The sequence below is a fragment of the Mycobacterium persicum genome (assembly GCF_002086675.1).
GTDB classification, from domain to species: domain Bacteria; phylum Actinomycetota; class Actinomycetes; order Mycobacteriales; family Mycobacteriaceae; genus Mycobacterium; species Mycobacterium persicum.
In genome coordinates this window covers 17,157-41,401 of record NZ_MVIF01000004.1, presented here as the reverse complement: position 1 = coordinate 41,401, position 24,245 = coordinate 17,157, and the positions used below count along the sequence as shown (strand labels likewise).

The 24,245-nt window shown below is 67.1% G+C and carries 21 protein-coding genes and 2 pseudogenes; 6 read left to right on the top strand and 17 right to left on the bottom strand.

Translation table 11 applies throughout. The features are described from left to right. Window positions 1-17: 17 nt before the first annotated feature. From BST40_RS02700 to BST40_RS02675, 7 genes are all read right to left on the bottom strand, one after another. Window positions 18-1,322, bottom strand: coding sequence for a PPE family protein, SVP subgroup (locus BST40_RS02700; RefSeq protein ID WP_279629010.1), 1,305 nt, complete (start codon window positions 1,320-1,322; stop codon window positions 18-20). After that, window positions 1,309-1,545, bottom strand: a complete 237-nt coding sequence (locus BST40_RS02695; protein WP_176357461.1) for a YetF domain-containing protein — start codon at window positions 1,543-1,545, stop codon at window positions 1,309-1,311. The genes BST40_RS02700 and BST40_RS02695 overlap by 14 nt, the downstream gene beginning before the upstream one ends. Beyond that, window positions 1,511-1,645, bottom strand: a complete 135-nt coding sequence (locus BST40_RS31385; protein WP_142276700.1) for a PE domain-containing protein — start codon at window positions 1,643-1,645, stop codon at window positions 1,511-1,513. Before BST40_RS31385 ends, BST40_RS02695 begins: the two co-directional genes overlap by 35 nt. Window positions 1,646-1,717: 72 nt before the next feature. After that, window positions 1,718-3,091 (bottom strand): PPE family protein, encoded by a 1,374-nt coding sequence (locus BST40_RS02690; protein WP_083153351.1) that lies wholly within the window; start codon window positions 3,089-3,091, stop codon window positions 1,718-1,720. Between the two features lie 814 nt (window positions 3,092-3,905). Continuing rightward, window positions 3,906-5,192: an ArsB/NhaD family transporter gene (locus BST40_RS02685; protein WP_075549991.1), complete on the bottom strand. Its 1,287-nt coding sequence runs from the start codon at window positions 5,190-5,192 to the stop codon at window positions 3,906-3,908. Window positions 5,193-5,225: 33 nt separating this feature from the next. After that, a complete protein-coding gene (locus BST40_RS02680) occupies window positions 5,226-6,515 on the bottom strand; it encodes an ArsB/NhaD family transporter (RefSeq protein ID WP_075549992.1) in 1,290 nt (429 codons plus the stop codon). 37 nt (window positions 6,516-6,552) lie between these two features. Next, window positions 6,553-6,996, bottom strand: a complete 444-nt coding sequence (locus BST40_RS02675; protein WP_075550031.1) for a CBS domain-containing protein — start codon at window positions 6,994-6,996, stop codon at window positions 6,553-6,555. A gap of 182 nt (window positions 6,997-7,178) precedes the next feature. Here BST40_RS02675 and dxs point away from each other — a divergent pair, with 182 nt between their 5' ends. Continuing rightward, window positions 7,179-9,119 (top strand): 1-deoxy-D-xylulose-5-phosphate synthase, encoded by a 1,941-nt coding sequence (gene dxs, locus BST40_RS02670; protein WP_075549993.1) that lies wholly within the window; start codon window positions 7,179-7,181, stop codon window positions 9,117-9,119. Here the strand turns inward: dxs and BST40_RS02665 are convergent. The 6 genes and pseudogenes from BST40_RS02665 to BST40_RS02640 form a co-directional block, all read right to left on the bottom strand. Beyond that, on the bottom strand, window positions 9,116-10,417 hold the full coding sequence (locus tag BST40_RS02665) for an HRDC domain-containing protein (protein ID WP_075549994.1): 1,302 nt from the start codon (window positions 10,415-10,417) through the stop codon (window positions 9,116-9,118). The genes dxs and BST40_RS02665 overlap by 4 nt on opposite strands. A gap of 1 nt (window position 10,418) precedes the next feature. Next, window positions 10,419-11,053, bottom strand: a pseudogene (locus BST40_RS02660) (DUF3000 domain-containing protein). 57 nt (window positions 11,054-11,110) lie between these two features. Further along, a pseudogene (locus tag BST40_RS02655) lies at window positions 11,111-11,933 on the bottom strand (enoyl-CoA hydratase/isomerase family protein). Between the two features lie 9 nt (window positions 11,934-11,942). Continuing rightward, a complete protein-coding gene (locus tag BST40_RS02650) occupies window positions 11,943-13,637 on the bottom strand; it encodes a GMC family oxidoreductase (RefSeq protein ID WP_083153349.1) in 1,695 nt (564 codons plus the stop codon). Beyond that, window positions 13,630-14,367, bottom strand: coding sequence for a gluconate 2-dehydrogenase subunit 3 family protein (locus BST40_RS02645; RefSeq protein WP_075549998.1), 738 nt, complete (start codon window positions 14,365-14,367; stop codon window positions 13,630-13,632). The genes BST40_RS02650 and BST40_RS02645 overlap by 8 nt, the downstream gene beginning before the upstream one ends. Before the next feature lie 4 nt (window positions 14,368-14,371). Then, window positions 14,372-14,851 carry a hypothetical protein gene (locus BST40_RS02640; protein WP_075549999.1) on the bottom strand — a complete coding sequence of 160 codons (480 nt, stop codon included), beginning with the start codon at window positions 14,849-14,851 and terminating at the stop codon, window positions 14,372-14,374. Window positions 14,852-14,973: 122 nt separating this feature from the next. On the opposite strand from BST40_RS02640, the gene hemE reads away from it, so the two are divergent. From hemE to BST40_RS02620, 4 genes are read left to right on the top strand one after another with little or no spacing between them, the layout of a single operon-like run. Beyond that, complete coding sequence (hemE, locus tag BST40_RS02635; RefSeq protein WP_083153347.1) at window positions 14,974-16,065, top strand: uroporphyrinogen decarboxylase; 1,092 nt, start codon at window positions 14,974-14,976, stop codon at window positions 16,063-16,065. Further along, a complete protein-coding gene (locus tag BST40_RS02630; protein ID WP_075550001.1) occupies window positions 16,062-17,411 on the top strand; it encodes a protoporphyrinogen oxidase in 1,350 nt (449 codons plus the stop codon). The genes hemE and BST40_RS02630 overlap by 4 nt, the downstream gene beginning before the upstream one ends. Window positions 17,412-17,454: 43 nt before the next feature. Beyond that, complete coding sequence (hemQ, locus tag BST40_RS02625) at window positions 17,455-18,174, top strand: hydrogen peroxide-dependent heme synthase (protein WP_075550002.1); 720 nt, start codon at window positions 17,455-17,457, stop codon at window positions 18,172-18,174. Continuing rightward, complete coding sequence (locus BST40_RS02620) at window positions 18,171-18,920, top strand: class I SAM-dependent methyltransferase (protein WP_075550003.1); 750 nt, start codon at window positions 18,171-18,173, stop codon at window positions 18,918-18,920. The genes hemQ and BST40_RS02620 overlap by 4 nt, the downstream gene beginning before the upstream one ends. A gap of 87 nt (window positions 18,921-19,007) precedes the next feature. Here the strand turns inward: BST40_RS02620 and msrB are convergent, their stop codons facing one another. From msrB to BST40_RS02600, 4 genes are read right to left on the bottom strand one after another with little or no spacing between them, the layout of a single operon-like run. Next, window positions 19,008-19,415 (bottom strand): peptide-methionine (R)-S-oxide reductase MsrB, encoded by a 408-nt coding sequence (gene msrB, locus BST40_RS02615; protein ID WP_075550004.1) that lies wholly within the window; start codon window positions 19,413-19,415, stop codon window positions 19,008-19,010. 53 nt (window positions 19,416-19,468) lie between these two features. Next, window positions 19,469-20,770: an arabinofuranan 3-O-arabinosyltransferase gene (gene aftC / locus BST40_RS02610; RefSeq protein WP_083153345.1), complete on the bottom strand. Its 1,302-nt coding sequence runs from the start codon at window positions 20,768-20,770 to the stop codon at window positions 19,469-19,471. Between the two features lie 22 nt (window positions 20,771-20,792). Continuing rightward, window positions 20,793-22,418, bottom strand: a complete 1,626-nt coding sequence (locus BST40_RS02605) for an alpha/beta hydrolase (protein WP_176357477.1) — start codon at window positions 22,416-22,418, stop codon at window positions 20,793-20,795. Next, window positions 22,378-23,172, bottom strand: a complete 795-nt coding sequence (locus tag BST40_RS02600; protein ID WP_083153342.1) for a pyrimidine reductase family protein — start codon at window positions 23,170-23,172, stop codon at window positions 22,378-22,380. Before BST40_RS02600 ends, BST40_RS02605 begins: the two co-directional genes overlap by 41 nt. Between BST40_RS02600 and zapE the strand changes: the two genes are divergently transcribed. Beyond that, window positions 23,171-24,244, top strand: a complete 1,074-nt coding sequence (zapE, locus tag BST40_RS02595; protein WP_083153340.1) for a cell division protein ZapE — start codon at window positions 23,171-23,173, stop codon at window positions 24,242-24,244. The two genes, BST40_RS02600 and zapE, sit on opposite strands and share 2 nt — an antisense overlap. The last annotated feature ends 1 nt before the right edge of the window (window position 24,245 follow it).

The window sequence follows — 24,245 nt, the reverse complement described above, 5'->3', positions numbered from 1 at the left end:
TCGCCCGCGAACACGGCTTACCGATCGAGGAGGCGTTGCTTCTGCCGGGCGAATTCCTCATCGGTGAGGATTCCGGAATCCCGCAGGCCGGCCAGCTCGCGCAGTTCGGCAGCGATGCCGGTTATCGGGCTTTTGGTTGCCCGGTAGCTGGGTTCCGCGGGCTCATCAGCACTCAACACCCCCCGATCACGGCGGCGCAAACCGGCAGTGCTGCCGAGAGCCCGGCCGGCCATACCGGCCAGCGCCATGTCACTGAGCGGGCCTGCCGAGCTGCCTGCCGCCACGTTGCTGGCAAGCCCGGCGGTGCTGGCCGGTAGCGCCAGGGCAACGGGCCGGTATGCCGGGGCTGCCGTGGCCCATCCAGGCGGCACGGACAACGCGCCGACCGGGACGGCCTGACCCACACTCGCCGCGGTCGGCATGCCCAAGCCCGGAAATGCGCCCTTTGTCTCGATCTCTGCTGCCTGCAAGGCGATTCCTATGCCAGCGGAATCAATACCGAACGAGCCGGCCGAATCGATACCGAACGAGCCGGCCGAATTGATGATGAACGCAGCGAAAAGATCTACCCCCAAACCGATCAGCGCTACGGTCAAAGCCGGGTCGGCGGTTGCGGCCGGTGCCGCCAAGGAAGACATCGCACCCACTGCCGGAATCGACGTCGCACTGAGCAGTGTCTGCTGCAACCCGGCCGTCGACGCCGCAGGCGATGCGAGGCTCAGCAGCGCTTGCGGCACGGCTGAGATAGGCACGGCGGTCGTTTGGGTGGTGGCGCCGGTAGCCGTGGCATCGGCTACCGCGGCAGCTTGACCGGCCACTCCTCCGGGGTCGGTGGCCGGGGCTGGCGGGGTGAAGGGCGTCAACGCCGTGGCGGCGGCCGAGCTGCTGGCATAGCCGTACATGGCGGCGGCATCCTGGGCCCACATTTCGGCGTAATCGGCTTCCGTAGCGGCGATCGCCGGAGTGTTTTGGCCGAGAAGGTTTGTCGCCATCAGCACGGCCAGGTGGGCGCGGTTTGCGGCGATCACGGCGGGCGGGACCGTCGTCGCGAACGCCTCCTCGTAGGCGGTAGCGGCGGCCATGGCTTGGCCGGCGGTTTGCTCCGCTCGGCCGGCGGTAGGCTGCGGCCGCGCTGGCGACCTCGGCGACTCATGAGCTCGGTGCGACTGCCGCGGCGCGAGCGCACCGACTTGGTTGCGGTTGATCGGTCCGTCTGGCGCGAACAGCGACGCCACAAAAGTCCATACGGCAGAACCATTCTCATTTGGCGGCAGACCATCGCTGGTGGGGACAAGACAGTACCGCTGCCTACGCGGGCCCATGTGAACAGTGGTCGTCGGTGAGGATCGACACCACTCCCTTGGTCTCGAAAAGGGCCAACTGAATGTCATCAGTTGTGTCGTGACCATGTTCACGCAGGATCGGGTCCAGGTCGTCGCGGGTGAGCCTGCAACGTCTTAAGTTGCGTTGATCAACGTGACCACAGCGGATCAGCACCCGCACCGGCGGGTCAACGAGGCGACGTACCCAAAGGATGAAACGCACCTGCCGGCGCCGCGTTCCGAGCGGCCATGTCAGACCCGATGGCCGGCAAATCGCCCGCCGCTGTTGCCAGACTCTCCGGTTGCGTGCTGACAAGGGACATTTCAGACTCCATTCGGATCGCATCAACAGATCTCGACGGTGATTTCGGCGGTGTTATCTATGGCCCGGCGCGTCATGGTCGATGGCCTTCGGTGTAACGGCGCACCAGCGCAACGATTTCGCGTTCGAATCCGGTCAGGATCACGCTCTCGGGATCTTGGTTCCCTGCGGACCCGGCGGTGAAATCCGGGGCGGCGGCATCGCCGGCCCGCTCCGCCGGCAGCCCCAAGGTGGCAGCGATTGCGGAGCGGTAATCGTTGCGGCCGCCCGACTTGTCGCCGCCCGACTTGTCGCCGCGCGCTGCTGCAGCCAGGCTGCCCCCGGCGGCACCGCCGAGGCCGGCGCCGGCCATGCCCGCGATCGGAAGAGCCGGGCCACCGGGCAGGTCGGGTACCGATGCGGCCGGGGCGGCGCTGAGTCCGGCGTCCCGCAACGCCGCCGCGAGCAGTCTGACCGGCGCTGCCGTGGTCCAACTAGGCGGCACCGATAGCGCGCCAACGACTTTCGCCCGCCCCATGCCCGCCGCGCTATCGCTGGCCGCCGAGCCTCCCGACACCAGCCTGCTTTCCGAAGCTGACGTTGACCCGGGCGGCGGTTGGGACTGTTGACGCTGTTGCTGCTCCTTTTGCTGGATGCTCTGTGACGTGAGTCCGATATTGGTTGACACGAAACCGATATTTGTTAGCACGACCGGGATCGCGGTCGCCGTCAGCGCTGCAGCGGTTCCCGAGACAGCGATGGAAACCGCGGTCTCCAGCATTTTCAGCATCGACAACGGTGACGGTGAACTCGGCGCAGGCGCCGTCGGCGAAGCAAGTCCCTGTAACGCCGCAGGCATGCTGGAGAGCAGCTGGGGGTGGCTGCCCGCAGCCATGCTCGCCGCATGGGTAACCCCGCCGGCCTGGCCCGCGAGGCCGGCTGGGTTGGTGGTCGGCGGGGGCGCGGTAAACGGCGTCACCTTCGCCGCCGTTGCCGACGAGCCGGCGTAGCCGTACATCGCGGTCGCGTCCTGGGCCCACATCTCGCCGTATTGGGCTTCGGTGGCTGCGATCGCGGCAGTGTTCTGGCCGAAAAAGTTGGTCGCCACCAGCGTGGCCAGCTGTGCCCGGTTGGCGGCGATCACCGGCGGCGGCACCGTCAGCATGAACGCCGTCTCGTAGGCCGCCGCCGCGGCCCTGGCCTGAGCGGCGGTTTGTTCGGCTTGCGCCGAAGTGGCGGACAGCCATGCGATATATGGTTCGACCGCGCCCAACACCGCGGCCGATGCCGACCCCTGCCACCCCTGGCTCGTCAGCGCTGAGATCACCGCTTGGTAGACAGTGCTCATCGAGCGCAGTTCGGCGGCGAGCGTGTCCCAGGACGTGGCCGCGGCCACCATCGGTCCCGATCCGGGGCCGGCATACATGCGGCTGGAATTGACCTCGGGAGGCAACGACCCAAAATCCATTTTTGCAACCTCCGGTTAGCGAATGGGCTGCGATTCGGTTTGGCGTGTGCGGGCAAGCGTCGTTCCCGCTAAGTGATGTGAAACAACCCGCACATAGCCGAAACAGCTTCTGGCCCAGGGCGTTTAAGTCATCACGATGTTTTGCGTCCAGCTTGGCGCCGCAGCGGCGTGAGTCTGGCCAGCCCGTTGGTCGGTGAGTGAACCACTATGCGGTGTGATGCCAACAGTGATAAGCGGGTCGGCAAAGCAAAGTGCTTGCGTTTGTCGACGGCGTAAAGGTCGCGGTTACGTCATGATCCGCGGTTACGCCATGGCCGGTGTTGCCGCCGCTGCAGATACCCTTCAACGTTGCGGTTGTGTTGAACTCCAGCGCGCCACGCTGTTGACGGCGAGTACCGAGAACCGGAATAGGCCGCTATCGCCCGCCGTACCTTCTCTGCCATCTCGCACACTATCGGCCCCCATGCCCTATCGCTCGGCACCGCGTGCAACCAGGGCAGCCGTGCTGCCCTTGCACGCTTAGGGTGAGTGAGATACCCGCTGACCGGCACACTAAACCCGGTCAATGTCCAGATACCGAATCAGTGGAGCACGCATTCAGACGCGGCGCATCGGTCGAACCGGACAGCGCGGCCGAGAAGCAACTCGTGTCAAACAAGAAGATCGCAAACCGCACCGGTAGTCGTCATTGCGCTGCCGAGGCTCGATCCCGCGCCGAGACTGCGATGAGCGTGCGCGCCAAGGCACTTGGCGCGCCGTGGGCGCGGTCTCGACGCCATCAGTACAGTCTCGGCGGGCGCTCACTGGCCCCCGGCTAACCCAGCACGAAGTAACGCAGCCACAAGTAGATTGCCGACAACGCGATCGAAACCGCAGTGACCACAACGCCTTTGCGGGTGAATTCCCAGAACGAGATGGGAGTGCCTGCGCGCCGGGCGATTCCGAGCATGACGACGTTGGCGCTGGCTCCCACCGCGGTCAGGTTGCCGCCGAGGTCGGCGCCCAGCGCCAGCGCCCACCACAGCGTGTTGGGGTGGACGTGACCCGGCATGGCTGCGACCAACTCCGTGACGATCGGGGTCATCGTGGCCACATACGGGATGTTGTCGATGATGCCCGACACCGGCGCTGAGGCGCCCAGGATCAAAAACACCGTGAGTGTTTCGTTGCCGCCGGTCAATTCGGTCGCGGCCCGCGCCATCTTGTCGACGACGCCCGTTTTCACCAAAGCGCCGACCATGACGAACAACCCCGCGAAGAACAACAGGGTGTCCCACTCGACGCTGGACAGATAGTCTGAGCGTCCCAGTCCCGAGATCACGACGAGGACGCCGGCGCCCAGCAACGCCACCACCGACGGCTGGATGTGCAGCACCGGATGGGCGACGAACGCCGCGAAGACCAGCAGCAGCACCGCGCCGCACTTGATCAGCAATCTGGTATCGCGGATGGCTTCCCGTTCGTCCAGCGACATGACGTCGGCGACGCGGTCGGCAGCGACCGCGATGGAGCCGAACAGCACGGGCAGCAGGGCGACGAAGACGACGAGCACGATCAGCACGATCGGCGCCATGTGGATCAGGAAGTCGTTGAACGTCAACCCCGCTCGGCTGGCGATGATGATGTTGGGTGGATCGCCCACCAGCGTCGCCGCGCCGCCGATGTTGGCTGCGAAGACCTCGGCCATCAGGAACGGCGACGCGTTGATCGCCAGTCGGTCACATACCAGCAGCGTGACCGGCGCGATCAACAACACCGTGGTGACGTTGTCCAGCATGGCCGAGCCGACCGCCATGACCAGCACCAGCAGGATCATGATCCGGCGCGGGGAACCTTTCGCGCGTTTGACCGCCCAGATGGCCACGTACTCGAAGACACCGGTCTGGCGCAGCACACCGACGATGATCATCATGCCGAGCAGCAGAAAGATGACGTCCCAATCGATCCCGGTCTCCGACGAATAGAACGCGTCGTGCGAGCCGACGACTCGAACCGCGAGCATGACCCCGGCCCCCGCCAGCGCCACCAGGGTCTTGCTGACCCGGTCGCTGGCGATCAGCGCGTAGGCGACCACGAATATCGCGATGGCGATGACGCTCATCGGCTGTCCTTCATCGTTTCCGCTCCGATTCGGTCATCCCAATACGAAGTAGCGCACCCAGAGGTATAGCGCTGCCAGCGCCAGCGACATGGTCGTCACCACAATGCCTTTGCGGGTGAACTCCCAGAACGAGATGGGATTATCCGCCCTTTTGGCGATGCCCAGGATGACGACGTTGGCGCTGGCGCCGATGGCGGTGAGGTTGCCGCCGAAGTCGGTGCCCAGCGCCAAGGCCCACCACAGCACGTCCGGGTTTCCCCGGTCGATGAGCACCGGTGTCAGCTCGGCGACGATCGGGGTCATGGTCGCGGCATAGGGAACGTTGTTGACGACCCCGCTGATCAGCAACGAAGCGGCCAGGATCACCATCGTGGCCAACAACGCGTTGCCGCCGGTCGCGGTGACCGCCAACTCCGCCAGTTGCTTGACGACACCCGTCTTCACCAGAGCGCCGACCATGATGAACAGGCCGGCGAAGAACAACAGCGTGTCCCATTCGACGCTGGACAGATAATCGGACTGCTCCAGCCGGGAGACGACGACCAGGATCCCGGCGCCGACCAGCGCCACCATGGACGGCTTCATATGCAGTGGTTCGTTGGCGATGAACGCCGCGAACACCGCGACCAGGACGACACCACACTTGATCAGTAGCCCGTGATCGCGGATGGCCTCTTTTTCTTCCAGCTGCATGACATCGGCGACCCGATCCGGGTCGGCGGCGAACGCACCGGGAAACAGCCGCGGCAGCATCAGGGTGAAGACCGCGACCACGATCACGACGATCGGGGCCAAGTGGATCAGAAAGTCGTTGAAGCTCAGGCCTCCTCGGCTGGCGATCACGATGTTGGGTGGATCGCCGACCAATGTCGCGGTGCCGCCGAGGTTGGAGGCGAGCGCTTCGGCGATCAAATACGGAGCGGCGTTGATTGCCAGCCGGTCGCACACCAGCAGCGTGACGGGGGCGATCAGCAACACCGTGGTGACGTTGTCGAGTAGGGCCGAAGCGATCGCGGTGACCAGGACCAGCAGGATCATGATTCGCAGTGGCGACCCCCGGGCCCGCTTGGCCGCCCAGATCGACACGTACTCGAACACCCCGGTCTGGCGCAGCACACCGACGATGATCATCATGCCCAGCAGCAAAAAGATTACGTCCCAATCGATTCCGGTCTCGTGGGAATAGAAGACGTCCTCGGAGTTGATGACCGGCAGCGCGACCACGATTGCTGCGCCCGTCAGTGCCACCAGCGTCTTGTTGACGCGTTCGCTGGCGATCAGTGCGTAGGCAACCACAAAGACCGCGAGCGCGAACACGCTCATCGGATAGTTGCCTGTGCTGTCGCCGAATCCCGTGCGATCAACGCTGCAGCGCCGCTGCTAGGAGGCGCGATGCGGTGATCACCCCGTGCAACTTGCCGTCCTTGACCACCGCGAGCAACGGGCTGCGCAGTCGGGCCATGATCGCGGCCACCTCGATGATGGTGTCGTCGGCATTGACCGGCGGAACTTCGGCCAGGTGGTCGGGCAACACATCGCGAACCGTCTTGCCGCTCAACTTTTCGGCGCAGCGGTCGGCCATTGATTCGTTGAGCACGCCGGCCAGCGAAGGATCGTCCTGGACATAGCGGGGCACCAGGAATCGCACCACTTGGGAGGCCGGCAACACCGCGTAGGGCGTGCCCGACGGCTTGGTGACCAGCAGCCCGGGCAGGCCGTGCTCGGCCAGCAGGCGAGCCGCGTCCAGCGCGTTCGAATTGATGTCGATAACCGGAAAATCTTCGGCGATATCCTCGGCCCGCATATGGCGACGATACGTCGCTTTTCTGGTCGCGGTCAGCTCTGTTGTGGCCATGATGTTCTTTCGCGTCGTCGGACGTTGCTGGTACCACTCGACGCCGACCAGGCTTCCCGGCTCACCGGCCACTGACGTTATCAAGGTCGCGCACGAGGGCTAAATGGGCCCTTGCTGCGTACACTGGCGAGATGCTGCAACAGATCCGTGGGCCCGCCGATCTGCAGCACCTTTCCCAGGCCCAGCTACGGGAGCTGGCCCAGGAAATCCGCGAGTTCCTGATCCACAAGGTTGCCGCGACCGGGGGACACCTCGGGCCGAACCTGGGGGTCGTGGAACTGACGCTGGCGCTGCATCGGGTGTTCGATTCACCGCACGACCCGATCATCTTCGACACGGGCCACCAGGCCTACGTTCACAAGATGCTGACCGGACGTGCCCAGGATTTCGAAAGCCTGCGCACAAAGGGTGGGTTGTCGGGGTATCCGTGCCGCGCCGAAAGCGAACACGACTGGGTGGAGTCCAGCCATGCCAGCGCGGCATTGTCGTATGCCGACGGCCTGGCCAAGGCGTTCGAGTTGACCGGGCACCGCAATCGGCACGTGGTCGCGGTGGTAGGCGACGGCGCGCTCACCGGCGGTATGTGCTGGGAGGCGCTGAACAATATCGCCGGGTCGCACCGGCCGGTGATCATCGTGGTCAACGACAACGGCCGCAGCTACGCCCCGACCATCGGCGGCGTCGCCGATCATCTGGCCACGCTGCGGCTGCAGCCGGCCTACGAGCAGATGCTGGAGAAGGGCCGTGACGTGGTGCGGGCGGTGCCGCTGGTCGGTGAGGTGTGCTACCACTTCCTGCACAGCGTCAAAGCCGGCATCAAGGATTCGCTGTCGCCGCAGCTGATGTTCACCGACCTCGGACTGAAGTACGTCGGACCCGTCGATGGGCACGACGAACGGGCGGTGGAGGTCGCGCTGCGCAAGGCGCGTGGCTTCGGCCGCCCGGTGATCGTGCATGTGGTCACCCGTAAGGGCATGGGTTATGCCCCGGCCGAAGCCGACGAGGCCGAGCAGATGCACTCCACGGTCCCGATCAACCCGGTCACCGGGCAAGCCACCAAGGCGGCCGGCCCGGGCTGGACGGCCACCTTTTCCGACGCGCTGATCAACTACGGCCGGCGACGCCGCGACATCGTTGCCATTACCGCGGCCATGCCCGGGCCGACCGGGCTGACGGCATTCGGGCAGCGCTTTCCGGATCGGTTGTTCGACGTCGGTATCGCCGAGCAGCACGCGATCACCTCGGCCGCCGGGCTGGCGATGGGCGGGATGCACCCAGTGGTCGCGATTTATTCGACGTTCCTGAACCGCGCATTCGACCAGATCATGATGGACGTGGCGTTGCACAAGCTGCCGGTCACCATGGTGCTGGACCGCGCCGGCATCACCGGCTCGGATGGCCCCAGTCACAACGGCATGTGGGACTTGTCGATGCTTAACATCGTGCCCGGCATCCGGGTGGCCGCACCTCGCGACGCCACCCGGCTGCGTGAGGAACTGGGTGAGGCGCTGGACATCAGTGATGGGCCGACGGCCCTCAGGTTCCCGAAAGGCGATGTGGGCGAGGATATTTCGGCCCTGGAGCGGCGGGCCGGGGTGGACGTGCTGGCGGTGCCGGCCGACAGCCTGAACCACGATGTGCTGCTGGTGGCGGTGGGCCCGCTGGCCTCGATGGCGTTGGCGGTGGCCAAGCGGCTACATACTCAGGGCATCGGGGTGACGGTGATCGACCCGCGTTGGGTGTTGCCGGTCTCCAACAGTGTTCGCGAGCTGGCGGTGCGGCACAAGCTGCTGGTCACGCTCGAGGACAACGGGGTCAACGGCGGCGTCGGCTCGGCGGTGTCGGCCGCGTTGCGGCGCGCGGAGGTCGACGTGCCATGCCGCGACGTCGGGCTGCCGCAGGAGTTCTTCGATCACGCCTCACGGGGTGAGGTGCTGGCCGATCTGGGGCTGACCGACCAGGACGTGGCCCGGCGCATCACCGGTTGGGTCGCCGCGCTGGGGAACTCAGAAACGGGCGGGTACGGCCGGACGCTCGGGCCGGCGTCTGAGATCAGCGAGCATCTCGACTAGCTGTCGTCGCTCGAGGGTTCGGCATGGGCCCGGGCCACCGCCGCGGCGAGCACCGGCACCACCAGTCGACGCTGCCACGCCCGCGCGTGGCCGGCCCGCAGGAACTCGTCGATCGCGTCGGCGGCGCCATCCCGGGGGCCGGCCCATTCCCAGCACAGCCGTCGCACCAACTCGGGTGCAACAAGGTTTTCCGTCGGTACCCGCACCCGCTGCGACAGTTCTGCCAGCGCCGCCCGCACCGCCTCCAACCGTGCGGCCGCATCGGGTTTCCGCCTGCTCCACCGCGCCGGCAGCGGCGGCCCATTGGCCGACTCGGTGACCTCCGGCGGATGCTGGTTTTCCCGGGCCGCTTCCAGCGCCGCCAGCCAGATCGCGGCATTGCGACGCTGGTTGCGCCCGCCGAACACCGGCAAAGCGACGAGGTCCTCGACCGATCTCGGGTCGGCTACGGCCGCCTCGATGATGGCCGAGTCCGGCAGGATCCGGCGCGGCGCGATGTCGCGCAACTGGGCAATTCGGTCGCGGGCCAGCCACAGCTCGCGAACCGCGGCCAAACCCCGACGGTCGCGCACCTTGTGGATACCGGAGGTGCGGCGCCAGCGGTCCGGCCGCGCCGCCGCCGGGGCCGTCCGCGATTCGTATGTCCGCAGATGCTCGAATTCCTCTGCGGCCCAACCTGTTTTGCCTTGTTCGGTCAGCACCTGCGAGATCGCTGCGCGCAATTCAATGAGCAGCTCGACGTCGAGGGCGGCATAGTTCAGCCAGGCCGGCGGCAGCGGACGCTTGGACCAGTCGGCCGCACCGTGGCCCTTGGCCAGCCCCATCCCCAGCAGCCGCTCGACCATGGTCGCCAAGTTCACCCGATCGAATCCGGCCAGCCGTCCGGCCAGTTCGGTGTCATAGAGCGCCGAGGGTCGCATGCCGACCTCGGCCAGACACGGCAGATCCTGATCGGCGGAGTGCAGAATCCACTCGTCGTCCCTGAGCACCTCGGCGACCGGTGCCAGCACGGCCGGCGGGTCGCCGCCGTGGCTGACCGGGTCGATCAGTACGGTGCCGGCGCCGGCCCGCCGGATCTGGATCAGATAGGCCCGGTTGGAGTAGCGAAAACCGGATGCCCGCTCGGCGTCCACCGCAAAAGGCCCGTGGCCGCGGTCCAAGAGCTCGGCGGCCGCCTCGATCTGGCCGACGGTCACCGAGAGGTCCGGCATCCCGTGCGCCGGCCGCAGCAGCGGCGTGGGCCCGGATGCCGTGCTGCCCGACGGTTCGGTCTCCGCGGGAGACGGGTCGGGGCACATGTCAGGCGCGTGACCGCGAGCTCAGGTCGATGACCCCGGCTGGGGGTAGGCCCGCGGCATGCTCGAGAACATCGCAGAACGCCTCGACGTGGCTGCCCACCTCGGGCGTGGTCGCCGTCCACGACGCCCGCAACTCGAGCTGGTGGGCGCGCGGCGGTCCGGAAATGTCGCCGTAGCGCACCGAGGTGGTGGCGGTGACGGTGCCGCCCAGAGCGGTCATGTGCTCGGTGCGCGACTCGAGAGCCTCCACCAGCCAGCTCCACGCCACCTCGGGCAGCAACGGATCGATGGCTTCCTGTGAGTCCAGGTCTGCCTGGATGTAGGCGACCAGGCGAATGGTGCCGTCCCAGGCGTCGGAGCCCTCCGGGTCGTAGAGCAGGATGAGCCGGCCGAACGCGTCGCCCTCGGACCGCTCGGGGACGATGTCGAGATCGGGATGTTTGACCTCTGCGCCCAGTGCGTAGCTATAGGGCGCCAGCCGCTGCGGCGGACGGATGGGGCCGAGCTCGATCTCCGGGCGTACTGTGACAGCGTTCATGGCCGCGACCGCCTCGCGGAAGGGGGCCGGTTCGGCTGCGGTCACGAGCTTGGCTCCTGCTCGTCGCTGCGCTCCGCAATATCGTCGGCGCGGGTCACAAAATCCGACGGTAGACCTAACGTCCGACACGCGCAGACAGGCGCGCCGAATCATGCTCAGCCCCCGGAACCGGCGCCAAATCGCGCCGGGCGCTTCTCGCGGTGCGCGGCCAGTCCTTCGCGCACGTCAGGGCCACTGAAGCTGAGGAATTCCAGGCCCAGCGACGTTTCGAAGGCGGGCCCGAACATGCGGTACCAGTGATTGAGACTGTGTTTTGTCCAGCGAATCGCGTGCTGGGCGCCCTGCGCCAGATTCTCGGCAAGGCGGGTCGCGGTGGCAAGCACGTCGTCGTCGTCGACGCACGTCGAGACCAGGCCGATGCGCTCGGCTTCCGCACCGGAAAGCGGCTCACAGGTCAGCAGGTAGTACTTGGCCTTGGCCATACCCACCAGCAGCGGCCAGCAGATCGCGGCGTGGTCGCCGGCGGCCACCCCGAGCTTGGTGTGACCGTCGATGATCTTCGCCGTCCGGCCCGCCACCGAGATGTCGGCCAGCAGCGCCACTACCAGACCCGCGCCGACGGCCGGACCGCGGATCGCCGAGACCACCGGTTTGTCGAGGTTGACCAGGTTGAGCACTAGATCGCGGGCCTCGCGCATGATGCGGACCCGGTCTTCATAGGCGCCCATGGTCTGGTCGATCAGGTCGAAGCTGCCGCCGGAGGAAAATGCTTTGCCCTCGCCGCGGACCAGCACCACCCGCACGGCCGGGTCGCGGTCGATCACCGGCCAGATGTCGGCCAGGTCGCGATGCATCTGCGGCCCGACCGAATTCAGTCCCGGGGGAGTCCAGAACCAGGTTCAGGACGCCGTTATCGGCGGGTTCTATTCGCAGACTTGGGAACTCGCCGTAGTCGACAGGCGGGTGGCGCACTGACATACCTGGATGTTACGCACGGGCCGATCGGCTGCCGACCAGGGTGTCTGCCTGCACGTCACCGCGCACGATCCGCTCGGCCAGCCGCGAGGCCAGCGCCATGATGGTCAGCGCCGGGTTGGCGCTGCCCTGGGTGGGGCACACCGAACCGTCGGCGATGAATAGGTTGGGCACCGCCCAGCTTCGCTGGTCGGAGTTGACGACGCTGCTCTCGGGGTCGCTGCCCATCCGGGCACCACCGATGAGGTGAGCGAAACGCTGGATGGTCAACACGTCCTGTGCGCCGGCGGCGTGCAGGATATTGGTGATCACCTGGGTGGAGTACTCCATGTTGGCCTTGTCGTTGTCCGACAGGTTGTAGTCGAATCGGGCCACGGGCAGCCCGTATTGATCGGTCTCGTCGGCGAGGGTGACGCGGTTGTCTTCGTGTGGCAGCAGCTCGTTGAGTACACCGATCGTGGACCAGTGGTTGTAGTCACGCATGTATTCGCGCAGTGCGGCGCCCCAATGCCCGTCGGCGAGCACATGCTCGGCCCAGCCGATCGGCAGCGGCGAGACGGTCTGGATGGAAAACCCCCGGGCGAAACCGCGGTCGGGATCGGTTTCGTAGAACTGCTCCGAGGACACCTCCGGCGGCGGCGCCTTGTACATCCGCAGTTCCTCCGGCCAGCGGCCCGCGGTCTGCGAGGCGCCCTGCACCATCACGTAGCGGCCCACCTGGTCGTGGTTGTTGCACAAGCCGTTGGGGAACCGCGCACTGGTGGAATTGAGCAACAACCGCGGAGTTTCGATCGAATAGCAGGCCACCGCGACCACCTTGGCCCTCTGAAACCGCTCACGGCCCCTGACCTCGTCGAAATACGTTACCCCGCTTGCATTTCCGTTTGCGTCGAGCTCGATCCGGCTGGCCATGCAGTTCGCCCGGATCTCGAGGCCGTGGGCCAGCGCGTCGGGTAGGTGAGTGACATACGGGCTGGCCTTGGCATTGACCTTGCACCCCTGCAGGCAGTAACCGCGGTAGATGCAGTGCGGCCGGTTGCCGAAGGTGCCGTTGACGATGCCGACCGGGCCGACCCGCATCTCGATGCCGAGGCGCATCGCGCCTTCCCACAGCTTCATCGCGGCGCCCGAAACCGGATGCGGCGCATGCGGATAGCGATGCGGATCACCCCACGGCCAGTCCTGACCGGCCACCGGCAGCTCGAGTTCCAGGCGTTCGTAGTGCGGCCGCAGGTCGGCGTAGCTGATCGGCCAGTCGGCGCCGACCCGGTCGCGGGTGAAGGTCTCGAAGTCGCTGGGATGGAAGCGCGGCGTGTAGCCGGCGTAGTGCACCATCGACCCGCCGACGCCGCGCCCGGAGTTGTTCTTGCCCAGCTCGACCGGATCCGATCCGCCGATGATCCGTTTCTGTGTCCAGTACAACTCGTGGGAGCCGGTTTCGTCGGACACCCAGTCCTCGTCCGGGTGCCAGAACGGGCCGGCCTCCAAAATGACGATGCGCCAGCCGGCCCGCGCCAGCCGCTGGGCCAGCACCGAACCGCCCGCGCCGGCCCCGACGACCACCAGATCGACCTCCTCGTCGTCGGAGTAGCGGCGCATGGTGGACTCGCCGGGCAGATCACGGGAGTGCACGTCGAGCAGGAACCGCGAATCGTTGTCGCGCGGCCCGAGCGAGCCCTTGAGCAGCCCGCGCCAGAAATCACCCATTGATGTGTTCCTGTTCGACGGTCCTGACGGGGTCTTCGGAGGTGGCTCCCGGGGCTTCGAAGGGCTCACGGCTGCCCACTCCGCCCAGTCGCATGAAGCCGCGGGGATAGGCCGGGCCGCCGAAGCCGATCTCGTTCCAGGCCCACGGATGGCTGTAGAAGCCGCTCAACGTCATCCGCATCACCACCGACCAGGCCCGGGAGACGTTCAACTTCTCCCAACTGCCGCCGGATAGCTCGCCGTCGGCGAACCGCTGCACCACCGATTCGCGGGTCGCGAGGTCGGCCGCCGCGAACGACTCCGCGCCCGCGGCGCGGGCTGCCTCGTCGAGACCCGAGAGCACCAGCCGCCAGGTGTCGCGGTCGTCGGGCATGTCGGCGTATTGATAGCCGTCCAGCCGGCCATCGGCGAGCTTGGCGTCGACGAATTCGGCCACCGGTATCCGCGGCTCGGCGTCCTGAGCCAACACGGTGTCGCAGAACGCGCGCAGCGTCGACTCCTGCGACTCGTCGAAGAACCGTAACGGCCCCGGTTTCTCCAGGCGGGCCAGCACCACTTTTCGGGTGGCCTCGTCCCAGGTGTCGGCGGTCGACAGCACGTCGTAGTCGGGATAGCGGCCGATCATCTGCGGGGTGGTGCCGCGGCGCTGGCGCGGCAGCCAGGACGGATGCAGCGGCTTGCCGTCCGGTCGCAGTTTGGGCAGGTGGTGCCCGTCCGAGATGTCAGGCACGGCGCTACTTCTCCCGCCGCAGGACCGCCGCCAGCAGACCCATCGCCCCGACGATGCTCATCAGGCCGGGCGCGGCGATGGGCGGACCCATCGGCACGTTGTAGTTGTACAGCCGCCAACCGCCGGGGCGGCGCGCCACACCGCGAGCGTGGAAGTATTCGCCCAACAGGCCGTTCGCCGCATATACCGCCGCGGTCACCGGCAGCCACCGCTTGGCCCAGCGCTTGGAGAACACTCCGCCCACCCCGGCAACCACCACCGGCGGGGTGACGACGATCGGGCTCCACATCCATTTGTTGCCGAAGCTGGCGCGATAGTGCTCGAAGTACACCTCCGCGGTGGTCACCAGAGCCGCAAACGCCGTCAAGCCCGACAGCGACCGCTCGAAGCGACCGTGGGCGATATTGCGCAACACCCGGTCGACGAAATACTCCGCCTCCTCGACCACATGCCCGCGAGGTGCCGAATCTCGAGTCAGCAACATGAACCCGTCTCCTTGCCTGCCATCTATGGGTCTTCGAGGGGCGGATTTCCGCGCAATGCGGCGACCGCCGTATTGGGCAGTACCCAAACAACCCGGAGGGCACACCTGCCTACGGGCCCGTCATGGCAGCATTGGGGCCAGTGAATACTCCTGCGCGTACCCGACGCGAGCTTCCGCATTCGCCCTATCTGGCGGCGGTGGCCGGCCGCAAACCCAGCCGAGTGCCGGTGTGGTTCATGCGGCAGGCCGGCCGGTCGCTGCCCGAGTACCGGGCGCTGCGCCAACGCCACAGCATGCTGGACGCCTGTCTGGAGCCGGACGTGGCCTGCGAGATCACTCTGCAGCCGGTACGGCGCTACGGTGTGGACGCGGCGATCCTGTTCTCCGACATCGTGGTGCCGTTGCGTGCGGCCGGCGTGGAGCTGGACATCGTCGCCGACGTCGGTCCGGTGATCGCCCACCCGGTGCGCACCGCCGCCGATATCGACGGCATCAAACCCCTTGACCCACAAGCGATTCAGCCGGTGATGGAAACCGTTCGGCTGTTGGTGGCGGCGCTGGGCGACGTCGCGCTGATCGGCTTCGCCGGTGCGCCGTTCACACTGGCGTCCTACCTGATCGAGGGTGGACCCAGCCGCCATTACGTCCGCACCAAGGCGATGATGCTGGCCGAGCCGGCCAGCTGGCATGCGCTGATGAGCAAGCTGACCGACCTCACCATCGCGTTTCTGCATGGACAGATCGACTCCGGCGTGGACGCCATTCAGGTGTTCGACTCCTGGGCGGGAATGTTGTCGCTGGTCGACTACCGCCAATACGTGTTGCCGCACAGCGCACGGGTGTTCGCCACGTTGGCCGAACACGGCGTGCCGATGACGCATTTCGGGGTCGGCACGGCCGAGCTGCTGGGCGCCATGTCGGAGGCCCTCAAACCCGCAACGGCGACCGTCGTCGGCGTCGACTGGCGCACCGCGCTGGCCGACGCGGCCGCCAGGGTGCAGCCGAGTACCGCGCTGCAGGGCAACCTCGATCCGGTGCTGCTGCTGGCGGGCTGGCCGGTGGTGGAACGCGCCGCCCGCGCCGTCGTCGACGACGGACGCCGTGCCGTCGACGCGGGCGCCGCCGGGCACGTCTTCAACCTTGGCCACGGAGTGCTGCCGCAGACCGATCCGGGGGTACTGACCGAACTGGTCTCGCTGGTCCACTCGCTATGAGTCGGCGCACATATTGTGTTGTGGGCGGCGGTATTTCGGGTTTGACGGCGGCCTATCGGTTGCGGGCGGCCGGCGGTGACGACGCGACGATCACGGTGTTCGATCCCGCTGACCGGCTCGGCGGGATACTGCGCACCGAGCTGGTCGGCGGACAACCCATGGATCTGGGCGCCGAAGCGTTCGTGCTGCGCCGGCCCGAGGTGCCGGCGCTGCTGGCCGAGCTCGGCCTGGCCGGCCGGCAACGGGCCACCACCGGTGCTCGGCCGCTGATCTACAGCGGGCAGCAGCTGCATGCCCTGCCGTCGGGCACGGTGGTGGGAATTCCGTCGTCGGCGTCGTCGCTGGCGGGCCTCGTCGACGAGGCCACGATCGCACGCATCGAGAGCGAGCCCGGTCGGCCGTTTTGCTGGCGTCCGGGTAGCGATCCCGCGGTGGCCGAGTTGGTGGCCGACCGGTTCGGCGAGCAGACGGTGGCACGGTCGGTGGATCCGCTGCTGTGCGGGGTGTATGCGGGCTCGGCGGCGACGATCGGGTTGCGCGCCGCGGCCCCCGGCGTGGCGGCGGCGCTCGATCGCGGCGCCGCCAGCGTGACCGACGCGGTTCGGCAGGCGTTGCCGCCTGCCGGTGTTGGACCGGTATTCGGTGCCCTGGACGGCGGCTACCGGGTGCTGGTCGACGAGCTGGTCGCCGGTAGCCGACTGAATTGGGTGCGCGCCGCGGTGGTTGAGATCGGCCGAAGCGGTGAGGGCTGGGAATTGCACGACGACACCGGAGGTCGTTGGGACGCCGATGCGGTGATCCTGGCCATCCCGGCGCCGCGCCTGGTGCCATTGGTCGACGACATCGCGCCGCGTAGCGCCGCGGCCGCCCGCCGGATCAGGAGTGCCTCGTCGGCCGTGGTGGCGCTGGCGGTGCCGCTCGACACCCCGTTTCCGCAGTGTTCCGGTGTGCTGGTGGCCAGCGGCGAGCGGTTACGCGCCAAGGCGATCACGCTGTCGTCACGCAAGTGGGGCCCCCGTGGGGACACGCAACTACTGCGGCTGTCGTTCGGCCGCTTCGGCGACGACCTGGCCGAGCGCGAGTCCGACGAGGAGCTACTGGCCTGGGCAGTCGACGACCTGGCCACGGTGTTCGGCGTGACCGTGGACCCGATCGAATATCGCGTGCAGCGCTGGATCCAGGCGATGCCGCAATACGGGCCGGGTCACGCGGATCTGGTCGCCGAGGTGCGTGCCGGCCTGTCTCCGGGATTGGCCGTGGCGGGCAGCTACCTCGACGGGATCGGGGTGCCGGCCTGTGTGGCGGCCGCGGGCCGGGCGGTCACCGGCATCGTCGACGCCTTGTGAGGCCCGGGGCAGGCCCGGTCGCACAAGTGGCACGATAGGTGCCATGGCACGCCCCGACGCGAAACTAGACGCGAAACTAGACTTTGCCGCCTTGAACGCGACCATCCGCTACCTGATGTTCTCGGTGTTCGCGGTGCGTCCCGGCGAACTCGGTGAGCAACGCGACGCCGTGATTGATGACGCCGCAATGTTCTTCAAGCAGCAGGAGGAACGCGGCGTGGTGGTGCGCGGCCTCTACGACGTCGCCGGTCTGCGCGCCGACGCCGATTTCATGATCTGGACCCATGCCGAGCGGGTGGAAGCACTGCAGGCCACCTATGCCGACTTCCGGCGCACCACCGCCCTGGGAAGGGTCTGCACGCCGGTGTGGAGCAGTGTGGCGCTGCACCGGCCGGCGGAGTTCAACAAGAGTCACATTCCGGCGTTTCTGGCCGGCGAGGAGCCGGGTGCCTACATCTGCGTATATCCCTTTGTGCGGTCCTACGAGTGGTATCTGCTGCCCGACGAGGAGCGTCGCCGGATGCTCGCCGAGCATGGCATGGCCGCCCGCGAGTACAAGGACGTGCGGGCCAACACGGTGCCGGCGTTCGCGCTGGGCGACTACGAATGGATCCTGGCGTTCGAGGCCCCCGAATTGCACCGCATCGTCGACCTGATGCGGGAGCTGCGGGCCACCGACGCCCGGCGGCACACCCGCGCCGAGACGCCGTTTTTCAGCGGGCCGCGGGTGCCGGTGGAGCAGCTCGTGGGATCGCTGCCATGACCGCTCCTGACCCGGCCGATCCCACCCGCTTCGAGGAGATGTATCGCGACGACCGCGTCGCGCACGGCCTTCCGGCGGCCACGCCGTGGGATATCGGCGGCCCGCAGCCGGTGGTCCAGCAGCTCGTCGCCCTCGGCGCGATCAAGGGGGAGGTGCTCGACCCGGGCACCGGGCCGGGCCACCATGCCATCTACTACGCCGCCAAGGGCCTCTCGGCCACCGGCATCGACGGTTCGGCGGCCGCCATCGAGCGTGCCCGGGACAACGCGCGCAACGCCGGCGTGTCGGTGGACTTCCGGGTGGCCGACGCCACCAAGTTGGAAGGGCTGGACGGCCGGTTCGACACCGTCGTCGACTGCGCCTTCTACCACACCTTCAGCACCGCGCCGGAGCTACAGAAGTCCTATGTGCAGGCGCTGCACCGGGCGACCAAACCGGGCGCTCGCCTGTACATGTTCGAGTTCGGCGAGCACGACATCAACGGGTTCACCATGGCGCGGTCGTTGTCGGAGAGCGACTTTCGCGACGTGTTGCCGGTCGGCGGCTGGGTGATCACCTACCTGGGGCCGACGAGCTACCAGATCAATCTGAGCGTCGAATCGATCGAGATGATGGCCGCGCGAAATCCCGACATGGCCGACGAGGTGCGGCCCATGCTGGAACGGTTCCGGGCGATGGAACCATGGCTGGTTGGCGGCCGGGTACACGCTCCGTTCTGGGAAGTGCACGCCACTCGGCTGGACTGACGGATGCCGCTGGGCGGATCCGCCGAAACTGTAATTCTGCAGTGAAAGTGCGAGTAAGGGTCTGCAAAATTACCGCCTCGGCGAAAGCTAGCCCGTCGGGACCAGCCGCAGCGAGATGGAGTTGATGCAGTAACGCTGATCCGTTGGCGTCGGATAACCCTCACCGGCGAACACATGACCCAAGTGGCTGTGACAGTTCGCGCAGATCACCTCGGTGCGCGTCATCCCCAGCGAGTGGTCGGGACGCAGGATGACCGCTTCGGAGCTCGCCGGGTCGAAGAACGACGGCCAGCCGCAATGCGACTCGAATTTCTCTGTGCTGCGGAACAATTCGGCACCGCAGGCCCGGCACTGGTAGATGCCCTCGGTTTTGGTGTCGGTGTACTCGCCGGTGAAGGGTCGCTCGGTGCCGGCCCTGCGCAGGACGTCGAATTCCTGCTGGGTGAGCCTTTGGCGCCACTGGTCGTCGGTCAGTTCCAGCTTCGGACGCGTCATACGTCCACGCTAGCGCCAATGGCGGTGACCCGTTGCGTCCCCCGCGCTTGCGATCACCGCGCGCGCTCCCGCTCGGCCGTCAGCCAGGTCGGGTCGATACCACCGCCCAGCCGGTTTTCGGCCTTGGCATCCAAGTAACGGAAGTAGAGCACGGTGAACGTGACGATCAACAGCAGCGACCAACCGTAGGTGATCTTCAGGTACTCCAGGGCGCGGCCCCACCGCATCCAGTTGAACAACAGCCAGCGGTCCAGCGTCATGAACCCGTAGATCGCCAGCCATGCCGGCCAGTTGCGGATCACCGAGTTGGGCAGCACCACTGTCATCAAGAACGGGAACAGCATCATCGAGTAGTAGCCCTGGGCCAGCGACATCACCAGCCACGACCACAGCAGCAGCACGCCCGACGAGGTGGTGAACCACAACAGCGGGTCGCGGGTGCGGTAGTAGCGGTATAGCAGCCACAGCGCACCCACGGCGAGTGCGGTGAATAGCAACCGCAGGAACACGATCAACCACGTCGGCAGACCGAAGTACACGCCGTTGCCCTGGATCGAGCTGTTGAAGTAGTCGCGGGTCCCCAGGATGTAGGGCAGTGTGCGAGTGAAGAAGTCCATCGGGTGGCTCACCAGCGGCAGCGCGGCCAGATTGACGACGACGGGAACCACGATGGCGGCCACCACTGCCCGCCACTGGCGGTTCAGCACGGGCAGCAACAGCAACGGACCCAGCAGCGGTTTGAGGACCAGCGTCAGCCCGATGGCCACCCCGGCCCACCACTGACGGCTGACTCTGCCGTCGAGCAGCCACCGCAGAAACAGCACCTCGAGCAGCAGGATGCAGCCGTTGATGTTGGTGAACACCAGGGTGTTGGTCACCGTCTCGGTGGCGAACATGGCCAACAACAAGGCGGGCGCGGCCACCGAGGACAGCGTGAAATTGAACATCCGCAGCAACAGGTACGCCGCGACCAGGATGGCCACGGTGTTGATGGAGATGAACAGGTAGCGCGACGGCGCGAAGGGCAGATACCCGAACGGCGCCATCAACAGCGTGCCGCCGGGCGGGTAGAGGTAATGCGGGTCGACGTAGTCGAAGTGCTCGTTGTAGATGTCCCAGCCATGCCGGAAGTTCAGCACCGCGCGGTAGACCGGCTTGAAGTCGTCGGTGATATTGCCGTTGGTGGTCAACACGATGCTGCGGTGCAGCACCGACAGAATGGCTGCCGGCCAGAGCGCCGCCCGCACGATCGACGCCGTACTCGGTGCGCCGGTGCGGGGACGGAATGCGGCCAACATCGATTCGCGGAGGCGGGTTCGAGTGGAGTCAGCTGCCGTCACCAGCGCACCGTACACCGGGGCTGCCGGCCGGCAGGTGTCAGGCGGGACAGTAGGTGTCGGTGCCGGGCAGCTTGCCGTCGTCGAGATAGCCGACCAGCGGCGGCACCGCACAGGAGGAATAGATGCTGGCACCGTGGCCGATGCCCTGCCACATCACCCGCTTGCTCGCGGCGTTGGCGTTGATGACGGTGGCCGCCGTCTGCGCAACCCCGTCGACGCCGACGATCGGGTCGTCCTGCACGCCCATCAGCAAGACGTCGACCTTCAGCTCCTTGGGCAATTGCGGCGGCGAACCAGTTGGCCAATGCACGCATTTGACCAGATTGAGCGCGGCGACCGTGCCGAACTGGGGATAGAGCTTTGCCCAGGCCACCACCAGCTCGCGTACCCGGTCCGGGGTCGGGCGGTTGACCGCGTCGCTGCACGAATTGACGAATTGGCCGTCGGTGTCCTGAAGGCCGTCGGCGCGATTGATCAGGTTGGACAGCTGATTCATGTCACCGGCGCGCGCAGCCGCCAATGCGTTGGCCAGCGTGGTGGTGGTGCTGATGCGGTCGCCGGTCGGAAAGCCCAGCGTGGTGGTGATCGCGTTGACGATCGACGCGACCGAGGTCCCGGGACCCCGCAACGAGCGAGCCGTATTCAGCAACGCGGTGACGGCGCCTTTCGGATCCGGGCCCAGTGCGCAGTTGATCGCGACGCATTGCGCGGCGAACGCGTCCAGTGCCGCCTGCTGGCCTTTGACCTGTTGCTCGGCCTTGGCCTCGGCGCTGACACCCAGAGCGACCGGGGAGTCGAGGATCAGCCTGGCCACCTTATCCGGGCGGGAACCGGCATAGGTGAGCGCCACCTGGGCACCGTTGCCGATGCCGACCAGCGCCAGTGCGGGCACATCCCACAGATTGCGCAGTCGCTCGAGGTCGGAGGCGGCGTGTCCGTTGTCGTAGGCGGAATCGGCGGGTGCGATGACGTCGGTGCAGCTGGTGGTGGCCTCATTCGAGATCGCCGAGAGGTTGGCCACCGGGTCGTCGCCGGTCTGGAACTGCGATTGATCGCGCATCTCGTCGCGCTGGAAGTGGTCGCGGCAGTCAATCGGACTCGACATGCCCATGCCGCGGCGGTCGACGGCGACAATCGGGTGACTGCGCAGTATGTCGGCGCCCGCATGCGACAACCAAACCGGCAATTGCGTCGACGACGGCAGATCCGAACCGGTCGTGAAAACCAGCGGTCCCGCGTCACGCGGGGTTTGGCCCGAGCGAGCGCGGACCACGCCGATGGTGACAGAACCGGACCCACCGTTGACCGGGTCGAGGTCGGAGTCGAAGGTGGCGCATTCCAGCTTGATGCCCGGCGCGGCGGGGATTGCCGCGTTTCCGTAGACCTGAGACGTGCAGTCGCGCCAGGACAGATCGTTTTTGGGAGCGGCGATCGGCGGCGGGCCACTGGGAGGTGGTGTGGTGGTGGCGACGCCCTGGGGTTTGGCGCCGCTATAGGTGGCAAAGCGCGGGTTGGCGCCCAGGACCGGGACGCAGCCGGTCAGCGCCGTGGTCACCGAGCAGGCCATCGAGACCAGGACTGTTGCGGACGTGATGCGCCGACTCATGCCGACCACAGTAACGTCAGGCTTTGACGTAGCGGGTGTACAGATAACCGGCGTCATCGGTGAGCAGGTGGGCGCAGCGCATTCGGGTCTGCAGCTGCCCCGGTCCGGTGGCGATGCGCCGGGCCAGACCGCCCACCACGAACGGTGCAATCGTCAGGCACAGCTCGTCGAGCAAGCCGAGCTCGATGAACGATCCGAGCAGTACCGGCCCGCCCTCGGTGAGGATACGACGCAGACCACGCTCGGCAAGCCTGGCCAGCAGCACTGCCTCGTCGACCTTGGCGGGATCGGTGTCGGAGCAGTCGACCACCTCGGCGAGGCCGGTCAGGCGCCGTCGTGTCTCGTCGGCCACCGTCGTGGTGGTGAGCACCAGAGGTGGCACCTCGGTGCGGGTGAACACGCCGAGATCCCGGGCGAGGTGACCGGACTTGGTGACGATCGCCAGTGGCGGGACCTCACTTTGGCCGCGCAGCTGTCGCTGGCGGCGCGCGACGACGCCGAGCTGAGCGCCGGAGTAGCCCTCGACGCGCACGGTGCCCGCGCCCACCACGACCACGTCCGCCAGTTCACGCAGCAGCCGGAACACTGTCCGGTCACCCGGGCCGCCGAGTCCGCCGCTGGTGCCGGCGACGGTGGCGCCGCCGTCGACGCTGCTGATGAAATTGGCCCGTACCCAGGTGCGGTCGGTGTCCGCCGGGTATCCGTAGAGCTCCGGTAGGTCGGCTTCCTCGAGTGTGCGGTCCGATCCGAGCAGCGTCAGGCGGATGCCGGCGGATCGGCCGGCGGCCGGGCCGGCCCCGAAGTCGGGCATGAGTGTGATTGCAGCACGCCGCTACAGTGCCAGCATGCACGGGTCCACCCCTGCGGGCGCCGGCGGCCGGGTGGGCCGCTTGGTGGATCGGCATCCCTCGGTGTCGCCGGAACGGCTGATCGCCCAGCTGCGGCCGCCGCCCACCTTCGCCGAGGTGAGCTTTGCGACGTATCGGCCCGATCCGGCAGAGCCGACTCAGGCTGCCGCCGTGCTCGCCTGTCAGGACTTCTGCCGGCACGCCGTCGAGCGGCGGGCGGGCCGCAAGAAGCTGTTCGGCAAGCGTGAGGTGTTGCCCGGGGTAGGCCTGTACCTGGATGGCGGGTTCGGGGTGGGCAAGACCCATCTGCTGGCGTCGTCCTATTACCAACTGCCGGGGGAGCGCCCCAAGGCGTTCGCGACTTTCGGGGAGTTGACCCAGCTGGCCGGGGTGTTCGGTTTCGTCGAATGCATCGATCTGCTGGCGCACTACACCGCCGTGTGCATCGACGAATTCGAGCTGGATGACCCGGGTAACACCACGCTGATCTCGCGGATGCTCTCCGCGCTGGTCGAACGCGGTGTGTCGGTGGCCGCCACGTCCAACACGCTGCCCGAGCAACTGGGCGAGGGCCGCTTTGCCGCCCAGGACTTCTTACGCGAGATCCACACGCTGGCAAGCATTTTCACCACGGTACGGATCGAGGGGCCGGACTACCGCCATCGTGACCTGCCGCCGGCGCCGCCGCCGTTGTCGGATGCGGACGTCGCCGCGCGGGCGGCCTCCGTCCGGGGGGCGACCCTCGACGACTTCGACGCCCTGTGTGCGCACCTGGCCACCATGCATCCGTCGCGCTATCTGACGTTGATCGAGGGGGTGTCTGCGGTATTCCTGACCGGCGTGCACGGCATCGACGACCAACACGTCGCGCTGCGGCTGGTTGCGCTCACCGATCGCCTCTACGACGCCGGCATCCCGGTGGTGGCCTCCGGGACGAAGCTGGACACCATCTTCAGCGAGGAGATGCTGGCTGGTGGCTACCGGAAGAAGTATCTGCGGGCCACGTCACGCCTGTTAGCGCTGACTGCCCGGTGAC